Below are 12,460 nucleotides of genomic sequence, written 5' to 3'. Positions count from 1 at the left end.
ACATGCTAAACTATTGGTGAAACGTTTCGACTGACTATTTTTCTAAGTATGGAGAGGAGCAAAGCGTCCATGAAAACAAGTAAAATAATAAGCTTTTTATTGATGTTCAGTTTGTTTGCAAATGTTTTTGTAACTTCACCAGCGTCCGCAACTGACAGAGGAAAAGAATATGCCTTTCAAATGGAGTTAAAATCAATTGCAAAGAAGACATACAAGTTTTATCAAGATCATACTGATCCAATAACAGGTTTGACCTATGATGAGACTCGATATAAAGCAGAAGGCAAAAAAGATGCAACACACACGTCTCCTACAAACATTGGGATGTATATGATGAGTACGATCTCTGCTCAAGAGTTAGGAATCATCTCTAAAAAGGAAGCGATAAAACGTATACAAGTCACGTTGAATACACTTGAAGGTTTAGAAAAGTGGAATGGCTTATATTACAACTGGTACAACACGAAAGATGGTTCCGTTAAAAAGGATTGGGGACAGTTCATCTCTCAAGTGGATAACGGCTGGCTATCTGCTGGATTAATCGTAGTTGGACAAGCTTATGGTGAGTTGAATCCACAAACGAGTAAGCTCGTTAAAAACATGAATTATACGACGCTATATGATCCGGAAGTGGGACAATTCCGTGGTGGATATGATGTGGCACAAGGGAAGTTAACCGATCATCACTATGGGTTATTCAACACAGAACCACGTGTAGCAAGTTATATCTCGATCGGTAAAGGCGATGTGCCAAGTGATCACTGGTGGAAGATGTACCGTACGATGCCAAAAGAATGGGACTGGCAAGCACAGATTCCAGAAGGTGAAACGCATGAATATGATGGTGTTTCTGTTTTCGAAGGACATTATGAATACAATGGTGTAAAATTCGTTCCAAGCTGGGGTGGAAGCATGTTTGAAAGCCTTATGCCTGGAATCGTATTAAATGAAGTAGAACTTGGCAAGAATGCGCTCGGACTAAACAACAAGCGTCATGTTGAATTACAGCAAGCTTTCGCAAAAGAAAAAGGATATAAAGCATGGGGATTCTCTCCTTCTGCAACTCCGGATGGTTACAGTGAGTTCGCGGCAACACCACTTGGTACTTCTGGATACAAAGATGGCGCGACCGTAACGGCTCATGCATCATTCTTAGCATTAGACTATGATCCAGCTGCTGTTCGAAAAAACATTAAAGCATTAAAAGAACTCAATACGTATAGCGAGTACGGATTCTATGATTCTGTAAACGTGGAAACAGGCGAAATCGCCAAAGCATATCTAGCGCTCGACCAAGGAATGATTATGGTTTCAATCGCTAACTATCTAAAAGATGGTGTGATTCGTGATTACTTCCACCAAGATCCGATCGGTAAGAAGCCAGAGGATCTGTTGAAAAAAGAAAAGTTTTCCATTCAATAATTGTATGTAGCACCCGATTCCATTTGGATGAGGGTGTTTTTTTGTTTGATTAAGCTTGTTTTGTGCGCTTTCAAGTGAAATTGTAGAGGTTAGAGGTGGTCAAGAGTGATTAGTAGGTGGTGAGTATGAATTCATCAGTGAAACTGTGATGTTTAGAGGTGAAAAGATACCATTTAGCGGTGAACGTGTAATAAAAATAATAACACGTACCGTAAACGACAATAAAAGGGTAGAGGATTTATATGTGGAATTTCTTTCTAAGACAGTTGTGCATACCGTTTATCCAGCTGTAAAATTTCAACGTGGAGTGAAGATGCTATGTGTACAAGTTTTGTTTTGCATGAAAATCAAACATATGTTGGAATGAACTTTGATCTTTCAGAGAGGCCGATTAAAATGGCTTTATCAGGTGACCACCAACTACTTATTCTGCAAAAAGAAGGCGATCGTTTCTTGCCAGCCATAGGATTCAATAAAAAGGGTATCTTTATGAACCTACATATGGTGAACCCGATTGAAGAGGGCAAATATAGGAGAAATAAGAACTGCGTTCACATGATGAGACTCTTTGATGAAGTATTGTCTGAAATAGTAAAAACGTCAGTGCTACCTACATATCTTCAAGAAAAAGAAATCGTGAATGTTCCAGATTATAGTGTTCAAAGTTTGATAGTTGGTCCTAACCAAAAGTCATTCATCGTAGAGCCGGGAAGAAAATATATAGACACAGATCAGCTAGAAGATGATTTTATGGTTCTCACTAATTTTTTAGTTCGAGATGCAATGGAACATGAAGATAACTCATCGCAAGAACCAGGCAGTGATCGTTATCATTTAGCATATAGTGAATTGGCAAACAGAAGTGGTAACTTTTCTGTTGAACAGGGATTATCTATCCTGAAGCAAACTGTTCAAAGGGAAGGAGACTATCCTACCCCGGTGTCTATGATTTTTAGTCCAGAAGAAGAAAGCATCTATTTCTCTCTTAAAGGAGATTTTAATAGAATATATCAGTTCTCTTTCTCGGATATGATGCTGACAACAGTGAGGGGTTTTGCGCGCGATTTTGGGTTGTTGGTAAAGAATAAAGGTGTTTTATTGTCAGAGCTTGAGGGTTGGGGATAAGAGTACTCAATTGAGAGCGGTATTTTGAAGTATGGTAGGCAATCCATTTTGGTTTATAGGCCGTAGTTCTTGATTTATAGTCCTTCAAGTAATTTTATAGGTCCTCAAAATAATTTTTAGGTCCTCAAAATAATTTATAGGTCTTCAAAATAATTTATAGGCTTTTCGACAAAATTCTTTTTTCGTACATGGATAACAGGAAGTATATGAAGAAAACCAAGCTCAAAAAACTAAACACATAAAAAACAAAAAGAACCCCCGATTACATATTTGAATCGAGGGTTCTTCAACGCCAACCTTCTATTTCATCCCTGAAATGGTATAGCCTTCAATAATGTGCTTTTGGAAGATGATGAAGATGATGACGATTGGAACGACCATGAATGTTGAACCTGCCATCTGCAACGCGAAGTTGCCTCCATATTGCCCTTTAAGAAGACTTAACCCAACAGACAACGTATATAGACTTTCGTCGTTCGCGATAATCAACGGCCATAGGAAGCTGTTCCAACCAGCGATAAACGTTAGAATTCCTTGAACGGCCATGATCGGTTTTGAAATGGGTAGAACGAGCTGCATGAACACGCGGAACTCACTCGCCCCATCTAGACGAGCGGCTTCAAGCAGTTCGTCTGGGATGGTAGACATGAACTGTCGGAATAAGAAGATGCTGAACGCACCAACTAATCCTGGTAGAACAACACCTGCCATCGTGTTCGTCAAGCCCATCTGGTTTAAGATTAAATAAACAGGGATCATCGTTACTTGTCCTGGGATCATCATTGTCGCTAACACAAGGTAGAAAAGCTTTTCTCTGCCTTTAAACTTGTACTTCGCAAACGCATAACCAGCCATCGCATTAAAGAAAAGTCCGACGAAAGAACAGAGGACGATGATGATCGTATTACGCAAATAAACACCAAAGTTCATGTTCTCAAACAGGTAGACGAAGTTCTCGGTTGTAAAGGTTTCAGGCCACAGACTTGGTGTGAGCTGAAGGACTTCACTTTCAGGTTTGAAGGCAGAAAGAATCATCCAAATAAAAGGGATGGCTACTAAAAGGCCTCCAAGCGTTAAGACGATTCCTGCGATCCATTGCTGCATTTTGTATGCTTTTTTCGCATCAGATACTTTTGATTTCATGTTCTCACCTCACGTCCTAAATATCGGTATCTTTCTTTTGCAATCGGAACTGAATCATCGTGATGATGATAATGGTTACAAACAGGACGAATGATCCTGCAGCGGCATAACCGAAGTTACTGAGCTGGAATCCATTGCGATAGATGAAGAGAGCAACAGAAGTGGTGCTATCCAGCGGTCCGCCGTTCGTCATTACGAATGGTTCTTCAAAGAACTGAATCCATCCGATCATCGTTGTGATCGACACGAAGAAAATGGCATAACGAAGAAGAGGAATCGTTATCTTCGTAAGCTGTTTCCAGTTGTTCGCACCGTCTAATTGAGCTGCTTCATAATACGTTTTTGGAATACCTTGTAAAGCTGCTAAGAAAATAATCATGTTCACACCGATCGCGCGCCAAACGGCTAATGCGATCAATGATCCTTTTGCGATCGTTGGATCTTGTAACCATGGTATAGCAGGAATGCCGACTAGACCGAGCAGATAGTTGAACAGACCGAACTGTGGGTTATATAGGTACGTCCACACAACAGCTACTGCTACTACGTTTGTGATTGAAGGCATATAAAAAACAAGACGAAAAGCCTTGAAGATGCGCGCTGTACCAAAGTTGATCAAAAGAGCGATACCAAGTGAACATGCGATAACGAGGGGAACACCAAATACGACATAAAAGACAGTGTTACCGATCGATTTTAGAAAAATAGGATCTTTAAAGATATTTATATAGTTTTCGATTCCAATAAAGCTAATATTTGAATAGTCTGCAAGTCCAGCTAGGTCAATATCTGTAAAACTAATCACCAATGCAAGAACAATGGGAAAAAGAGAGAATAAAGCCAATAATAGAAGCGCTGGTCCAATGAAGAGGTAGGGAGTCGTTTTTGAATAGCTTTTCATGTTTTCACATCCTTCATCGTTACCCGTGTTGATGATAAAAAGGGAACGAGCAGGATAACCTGCTCGTTATACCCCGGATCAACAGGATTTATTTCTTTAAGATCTCTTCCGCTTTTTTGTCGAAGTTATCTAATTCCTTCTGAACATCTGCTCCACCTCTGTAGATCTTCTCAAAACTCTTCAAATAAGATTGAGCGATTTCTTCCCATTGCTTAATAACAGGCATCGGTTGTGAAGCTTTCATCTGTTCACCGAACGCTTTGTAAAATTCATTTCCAGTTAGAGATTCGTCTTCCCATGCTTTTTGTGTTGCTGGAAGGGAATTTGTCATTTCCATCCATTTTAATTGTGTTTCAGGTTTACTCATATATGCTGCGAATTTTAATGCTTCTTTTTCGTGCTTCGTGTATTCAAATACAGAAAGGTTAGATCCACCAAGTGCAGAGATGTTGTTTTCTTTTGCTGGAAGAACAGCCGTACCCCATTTACCTTTAAGCTCAGGAGCTTGGTCGTTGATCAATTTGATCATCCATGGACCACTGATGAACATTGGTAAGATTCCATCTCCACGGAAGCCTTGAACGATATCCATTCCAAGTTCTTCTTTTGGAGCTGCTCCGCTTTCATAAAAGCTGTTCAAGTATTCAACCGCCTCAACAAATTTTGGATCATTGAACTTAGGTTCATTGTTAGGTCCTAAAAGTTCAGCGCCATTTTGGCGAGCGAACATGAAGGACAAGCTTTGTTCTTTTGCATCGATTGAAATCCCATATTTCCCTTTTCCGCGGTCAGCTAGCTTGTCAGCAGCTTCCTTTAACTCATCCCAAGTCTTTGGAGCTTCTTTAAATCCAGCTTTCTCGAGTAAATCTGTACGATAGTAAAGCAAACGAGTATCTACGTACCAAGGTACACCAACCATTTTGTCTTCAAACTTAGTCGTTTCAACAGAACCTTCAAAGAAATGTTTTGGATCTAGTTCCTGGTAATCTTTAACATGAGGTGTTAAATCTTTTAATGCTCCAGCTGATGCGAATTCTGGAATCCAAGTTGTCCCCATCTGAACAACATCAGGTCCTTTTTTAGATGCAACTGCTGTTAATAGCTTATCGTGAGCTTGATCCCAAGGAAGGGCTTGAACTTTAACATCAATCTTCGGATTTTCTTTTTCAAACTCTTCAGCGATCTTAGGAAGAGATTTTGCTTCTTCACCCATTCCCCAAACCGTAATAGTCGTTTTTCCATCTTCAGAGCCTGAAGAGCAACCAGCTAATACGCCAGATAGAACAAGTGCACCAACCATTGACGTAACCATTGATTTTTTAAACCAGCGTTTTTTCATGTGAGTTCCCCCTATAATTTGCTTGTTAAAGCAATCAATTTTAATTATTCCCGAATTTTCTTTGAGATTATTGTTGAAACGTTTCGATAAGCACATTATAATTCAAGTTGTAATCGTTTACAACATGGAATTTCCAAAAAGAGAATCACTTCCATAATTTGTTGGGAACATAAGGTTTTATACCCTATTTTCCTTGTTCCGAAAGGGAATGAAGAAGATAACGGTATACGGTTCAAGAACCTTGGAACTCTCTTGAATTTAATTGAAACGTTTCGATAAAATGCTTTCTTTTATACAAAAAGAGACTGAAAGCTTCATGTTTATTTCTACAAAAATTGTATTTCAGTAAGTTCAATAACCAAATATCTATATATAAGAAATGAGGGATAGACAATGACAATATTAACGAAAGAGAACATCACGATTAAAGCTGGTGATTTTACATTCGCGTTCTTAAGTACTGGTGATATCTACAAAGCTTCCCACCATGATACGATGATCAACCAATGGATGAGTAATCCGATCGATGGTTCTTTAAACAACCTTTATTTACGAGTCTTTAACAGTGAGGGAATTCACGTAACCCCACTTCTAGGTACTAAATCGAACAGCACCGTTTCATATAATGAGAATCAAGTCTTTTGGAGGGGTACATTTCAAGACATTTCATACGTGGTCACTTTTTCGTTAAGAGAAAATGGTATCTGGTTTTGGGATGTTGAACTCGAAGGAAATGCTGAGAAGGCAGATATTATTTATGGACAAGACGTGGGACTTGCTCATATAGGTGCTGTTCGAACGAATGAAGCATTCATCGCTCAGTATGTAGATCATGGCGTATTTGAAGATGAGAAGCTAGGTTATGTCATCTGTTCTCGACAAAATCAGCCTAATGGAAAAGCGTTTCCTTACTTGCAACAAGGCTCATTAACGAAATCTGTAGGTTATACAACGGATGGGTTTCAATTCTACGGTACTTCGTATAAAGAAACAGATATTCCTCAAGCCCTTTATAAGGAAGACCTAGCAAGTGAAGTGTATCAATACGAATTTGCTTATATCGCTCTTCAATCAGAGCGATTTGAACTTAATGGTAAACATCACATCAATTTTTATGGATGCTTTAAAGAAGACCATCAGGATGCTGTTACGTCCATTAATTTTAAAGAGGAGATATTGGCAGCTTGGAATGAAGTTCAAGCTCAACCTCAAAAAGATACGACAACACTTGAAAAGATCAAGCGTAATGACCGTTTTGACGGTACTTTGAAAACAGTGGATCTTTCAATGGAAGAAGTGGAAGCTCTTTTCCCAGAGCGAATTCTAGAAGAATATGAAGGAGATACGCTTCTATCTTTTTTTACTCCGACCTATGAACATATCGTTTTAAAAGAAAAAGAAAGAATTGTAGAACGACCTCATGGACATATCCTTGTTACAGGAAATAACGTGTCATTAAAAGAGGACACGATTACGACTAGTTCTTATATGTATGGAATCTTTAATTCTCAATTAGTAGTAGGAAACACTTCATTTCACAAGATGATGACGAACGCACGTAATGCGTTGAATGTGATGAAAACCTCTGGTCAACGAATCTATGTGGAGTTAGATGGAAAGCTGAAACTATTAACGATGCCTTCGTTGTTCGAGATGGGCTTTAACTATGCACGTTGGTTCTATAAAACAGAAGATGAGACGTTCATCATCACAAACTACACAACAGTCGATACCCCTGAAGTTGAGCTGCATGTTAAGGCTATGAGCGGAAAGGCTTACCGATTCGTTGTGACGAACCAAGTATCTTTGAATAATCAAGAATACGAAGTGCCATTTAAGATGGAAAAAGAAGATGGAGTTCTTTCGTTCTTTGCAGATGAAGCTTCAGACAGTGCGAAAACGTATGAAAATTTAAGTTATCGAATGAAGATTACGGGAACCGAGTGGAACGTAACAGACGAGACACTCTTTGGTGAAAATATGGATAGTGGATCTGCTTCTCTCGTGGTTTGCGATCTTAAACCAACAAATGAGTGGGGAATCTCTCATCAAGGGTTGATCGATGGAAAGAAGATTCCGTTTACAAGTAAGACGATTGAAACGGAAATTGAGCGTTACCGTACATTTATACAAAACACGAACCGTGGATTCCGTTTGACGAAGGATGGAGTTGAGACACACGAGCTTCAGAAGATGAACGCCTTAGCTCATTGGTATACCCATAACATGCTTATACACTATTCTGTTCCACATGGTCTCGAGCAATATGGTGGTGCAGCTTGGGGAACTCGTGATGTTTGCCAAGGTCCTGCTGAATACTTCTTAGCAACTCAGCATTATGGTGCAGTAAAAGACATCTTGCTTACTGTATATTCTCATCAGTTTGAAGAAACAGGGAACTGGCCACAATGGTTCATGTTTGATCAATACTTTAAAATTCAGCAAGATGATTCACATGGCGATATCATTGTATGGCCACTGAAGTTAGTGACGGATTACTTAGCAGCTACGAATGATTATGATCTATTACGTGCTGAAGTTCCTTACACGTCTAACCGTGATTTTAACTTTACTGAGAAAAAAGAAACATTATTACAGCATATACAAAAACAGATCGGTTACATGAGAGAGAACTTTTTGCATGATACACACCTTTCCTCATATGGAGACGGTGATTGGGATGATACGCTTCAACCTGCAAATCCACAGCTTAAGAAATACATGGTAAGTTCATGGACGGTTGCGTTAACCTATCAAGTCATGACTCAGTTCTCACAACAGTTACAGCATGTGGACGAAGAAGAAGCTGCTAAACTAAGCGAGCTCGCTAAAAACATTCAGGCAGACTATCAAAAACATATGTTAGGCACAGATGTAATCCCAGGATTTGTATATATGGAGGATCCAAAATCACCAAAACTAATGCTTCACCCAAGTGATAACACCACTGGTATCAACTATCGTTTATTACCGATGACGCGCAGTATGATTGCAGAATTGTTAACGCCTGAACAGGCTGAGCAACACCTTGATCTGATCATGGATAAGTTTTATTGCCCAGATGGCGTAAGGTTGATGGACAAACCTGCTCATTATAAAGGCGGTGTGAGTACGCATTTCAAACGTGCTGAACAAGCATCAAACTTTGGACGAGAGATCGGACTTCAATATGTTCATGCACATATTCGTTTTGTTGAAGCGATGGCGAAGCTAGGTAAAAAAGAAGAAGTATGGAGCGGCTTAGAAAAGATCAATCCTGTTATGATTCAAGAAAAAGTTCCAAATGCAGAGCGACGTCAGAGTAATGCTTATTTTTCAAGTTCTGATGGTGATTTTAAAACCCGCTATGAAGCTCAAGAACGTTTTGGTGAACTAAGAGATGGAAAAGCCAAAGTTAAAGGTGGATGGAGAATCTATTCTTCTGGTCCTGGAATCTATATGAACCAGTTGATCTCAAATTGTTTAGGTATTCGCCCACAAGGGGAGAACTTAATCATTGATCCCATATTATCAGAAGAAATGAATGGCCTTGAATTGCAGTATATGATCGATGAAAAACCAGTTAAATTGGTATTCCGAGATCGTGATGGAGAAAGTAACCGATTCATCGTTAATGGTCAAAAAATGGAGAGCAGCACGTATCAGAACATCTACCGAGATGGAGGCGTATGTGTGAATCGCTCTGAATTTGTAAATAAATTGTCAGCAGACGTAAATACCGTAGAGATTTATTCATAACCATTCGTTATAATAAAGGAAACGTTTGCAACAAGTGAGATAGGAGAGAAGTTCGTTGGTAAGTATTAAAGACATTGCAAAACAAGCCGGTGTTTCCATTTCCACGGTCTCCTATGCCTTGAACGGAAGCCCGAAAGTTACGAAGGAAACATCAGCACGAATTCTGGCAATCGCTAAAGAACTCAACTATATTCCAAGCGCAGCTGCTCGTTCTTTGAAAAAAAGAGAAACAAAAATCATTGGCATCTATTTAACAAACTATAGTGGTGCATTTTATGGTCAGCTTCTGCAGGGAATGATGGAGACATTAAGCGAGAACGGCTATGAACTGATCGTTTGCAGCGGAAAAGAATCTCATCGCTTTCTTCCTGAGCGCATGATCGATGGCGCAATCATTTTAGATGCCACATATGAAACGAAAGAATTGTTAAGTCATGCAGAACGTGGACATAAGCTGGTCGTAATGGATCGGAGAATGGATCATCCGAATATCTCTCAAGTACTGCTTGATAATAAAGCTGGTGCAACACTTGCGATTGATTATTTAGCTGAGAAAGGTCATCGGAAGATCTGTGTTGTTAAAGGACCGGATATCTCATTTGATGCGAGGCAGCGATTAGAAGCTGTACAAAAAGCGGTGCAACGCTATTCGCATATTGAGTATATTGAAATCGATGGCGATTTCCATAAACAATCAGGAGAAGAAGCAGGAAAGAAGATTCATCAAGACTTTACAGAACCTGTAGGTGTATTTTGTTTGAATGATGAGATGGCGATCGGTATGTATAATTATTTCAGCCGAACGAATCTACGCATTGGTGAAGATGTTCATATTATAGGGTTTGATAATATTGAAGTGTCTCAATATATCCAACCGAGACTTGCAACGATTAACTATTCAAAGCATAAGTGGGGAGCATTAGCTTCAGAACTGCTTCTGAATTTAATCCAAAAAAAGCATAGTCCTGAGCATGAACGAATCAACGTTAGCCTGATTGAAGGCGATTCTGTCAGAAATCGATAAAATAAGGAAGAGGAGCTACGATAAGCTCCTCTTTTTGTATGCAATTATTCAGCTTGTGATTGTGGTGATTTTTCTTTCGAAAGAAACCAACCGCCTGCTGCAATCAGGATCAGAACAACATAAAACGTGATCTTCCATTCTGGTGATTTTGCGAAACCTTCTGAAAGGATAGCTAAGTCGGGGTGTGCGAGTGTATATACGGCCAACTTAACCCCAACCCAACCAACGATGAGAAAAGCTGCAATTTCAAGGCCTGGCTTGGATTGTAGAAGTTTAACAAAAAAGTTAGCAGCAAAACGCATGATGATAAGTCCGATCAACCCACCAGCAAAGATCACTAGGAACTTTCCGCCATCCAGTCCACCGATGTTAGGAAGCCCGGAATCCGGAAGTGCAACTGCTAGTGCTACAGCAGCTAGGATTGAATCCACGGCAAACGCGATGTCAGCTAGTTCAACTTTTATTACTGTCGTCCAAAAACCAGATTTTTTCTTTGATGCCTTTGATGCTTCAGTCGATTCATCTGCTTTTTTAACCATAACTTTTCTGAAGATATGGTTAAGTGCGATAAATAGAAGGTACACAGCTCCGATAGCTTGAACCTGCCACACGTTCACCAAGAACGAAATGGCAAACAATGATGCGAAACGGAAAAAGAACGCACCTACTAAACCGTAAAACAACGCTTTTTTTCGTTGTTCTTCTGGTAAATGTTTTACCATAATGGCTAAGACCAGTGCATTGTCTGCTGCTAATAAGCCTTCTAAGGCGATTAGCACTAATAAGATCCAACCATATTCTAACAAGATCGATAGTTCCATTTTTGTTCCTCCTTTAAAATGATAGATGCATGAATGAAGCGAGAACGATTTACATGAAGTGACCTCCTGTTAACAAATAAAAAAGACCTCTACCAATAGCAGGTAAAGGTCTAACCAATAAAAAAGACCTTTACCAACCGAACGGTAAAGGTCTTGCTAACAACAATGAAGTTGCCAATATAGCCGAGAGCACGAAGCTCCGAAATGACGACTATATTGTAAAAGCTACTCCCCTTTAGGAGTTATGAAGTTACTATTATCTTATTACGGTTGCTTTAAAGTTGTCAATTCTTTTATGTTTGGAAAAATGTAGAGATAACAGATAAGACTTATTGTAGTATCTTTAAAATATATACAGGAAAAGAGTGGATGAAAGTTGGAGCAAAATCAATACATAATAGACATGATTAAAAATGATGATTGGATGATGCGGATATTACACGCTGCCAAAACATTAGATTTACCAGATTGGTGGATATGTGCAGGGTTTGTCCGATCTAAAGTTTGGGATACGCTGCATGATTTGCAAGAAAGAACGAGATTGGCTGATATTGATGTTGTTTATTTTAATCCTGACGACCTCAAAAAAGAGAGTGAAAAAAAGTATGAAAACATGCTACTTGAACTTATTCCAGGTTTGCCGTGGTCTGTAAAAAATGAAGCGAGAATGCATCTTGTCAATGAAGATTTCGAACCGTACACGTCAACAGTTGATGCAATCTCCAAATTTCCTGAAACGGTAACGGCTCTTGGTGTTAGATTAAATGAAAAGAATGAAGTGATCCTTGCTGCTCCATGCGGAATCGAAGATGTTTTAAGCATGGAGGTAAGACCAACGGATAGTTACAGAAGAACAGAAGACAGAAGAAACAAATATAAAGAGCGCGTGAAGAAAAAGAATTGGGAAGCCGTTTGGTACAAAGTTAGAGTGGTAGAATAGAGAGAAG

Annotated in this window: 9 protein-coding genes; 5 read left to right on the top strand and 4 right to left on the bottom strand. The window is 39.3% G+C overall.

All coding sequences use genetic code 11. The features are described 5' to 3' along the window. Positions 1–69: 69 nt before the first annotated feature. Together ACFS5O_RS19030 and ACFS5O_RS19025 are read left to right on the top strand one after the other, a co-directional pair. Positions 70–1,422 carry a glucoamylase family protein gene (locus tag ACFS5O_RS19030; RefSeq protein WP_205725556.1) on the top strand — a complete coding sequence of 451 codons (1,353 nt, stop codon included), beginning with the start codon at positions 70–72 and terminating at the stop codon, positions 1,420–1,422. A gap of 318 nt (positions 1,423–1,740) precedes the next feature. Then, complete coding sequence (locus ACFS5O_RS19025; RefSeq protein ID WP_205725557.1) at positions 1,741–2,547, top strand: hypothetical protein; 807 nt, start codon at positions 1,741–1,743, stop codon at positions 2,545–2,547. Positions 2,548–2,847: 300 nt separating this feature from the next. On the opposite strand, the gene ACFS5O_RS19020 is transcribed toward ACFS5O_RS19025, so the two are convergent. The 3 genes from ACFS5O_RS19020 to ACFS5O_RS19010 all read right to left on the bottom strand — a co-directional run bounded on the left by ACFS5O_RS19020 (position 2,848) and on the right by ACFS5O_RS19010 (position 5,930). Further along, positions 2,848–3,690 carry a carbohydrate ABC transporter permease gene (locus tag ACFS5O_RS19020; protein WP_205725558.1) on the bottom strand — a complete coding sequence of 281 codons (843 nt, stop codon included), beginning with the start codon at positions 3,688–3,690 and terminating at the stop codon, positions 2,848–2,850. A 16-nt stretch (positions 3,691–3,706) separates the two neighbouring features. Continuing rightward, positions 3,707–4,591: a carbohydrate ABC transporter permease gene (locus ACFS5O_RS19015; RefSeq protein WP_066392036.1), complete on the bottom strand. Its 885-nt coding sequence runs from the start codon at positions 4,589–4,591 to the stop codon at positions 3,707–3,709. 88 nt (positions 4,592–4,679) lie between these two features. Next, a complete protein-coding gene (locus tag ACFS5O_RS19010) occupies positions 4,680–5,930 on the bottom strand; it encodes a sugar ABC transporter substrate-binding protein (protein ID WP_205725559.1) in 1,251 nt (416 codons plus the stop codon). A gap of 393 nt (positions 5,931–6,323) precedes the next feature. Between ACFS5O_RS19010 and ACFS5O_RS19005 the strand changes: the two genes are divergently transcribed. Together ACFS5O_RS19005 and ACFS5O_RS19000 are read left to right on the top strand one after the other, a co-directional pair. Next, on the top strand, positions 6,324–9,668 hold the full coding sequence (locus tag ACFS5O_RS19005) for a GH36-type glycosyl hydrolase domain-containing protein (protein WP_205725560.1): 3,345 nt from the start codon (positions 6,324–6,326) through the stop codon (positions 9,666–9,668). A 55-nt stretch (positions 9,669–9,723) separates the two neighbouring features. Beyond that, complete coding sequence (locus tag ACFS5O_RS19000; protein ID WP_205725561.1) at positions 9,724–10,692, top strand: LacI family DNA-binding transcriptional regulator; 969 nt, start codon at positions 9,724–9,726, stop codon at positions 10,690–10,692. Between the two features lie 44 nt (positions 10,693–10,736). Here ACFS5O_RS19000 and ACFS5O_RS18995 read toward each other — a convergent pair whose 3' ends face one another. Next, positions 10,737–11,513: a TerC family protein gene (locus ACFS5O_RS18995; RefSeq protein ID WP_205725562.1), complete on the bottom strand. Its 777-nt coding sequence runs from the start codon at positions 11,511–11,513 to the stop codon at positions 10,737–10,739. A 403-nt stretch (positions 11,514–11,916) separates the two neighbouring features. On the opposite strand from ACFS5O_RS18995, the gene ACFS5O_RS18990 reads away from it, so the two are divergent. After that, positions 11,917–12,453 carry a nucleotidyltransferase family protein gene (locus tag ACFS5O_RS18990; RefSeq protein WP_205727215.1) on the top strand — a complete coding sequence of 179 codons (537 nt, stop codon included), beginning with the start codon at positions 11,917–11,919 and terminating at the stop codon, positions 12,451–12,453. The last annotated feature ends 7 nt before the right edge of the window (positions 12,454–12,460 follow it).

The organism is Fictibacillus nanhaiensis, assembly GCF_042686385.1.
GTDB lineage: Bacteria > Bacillota > Bacilli > Bacillales > Fictibacillaceae > Fictibacillus > Fictibacillus nanhaiensis.
Note: the sequence above shows the minus strand (reverse complement) of the source record. Positions and strands in the feature narration are given on the sequence as shown.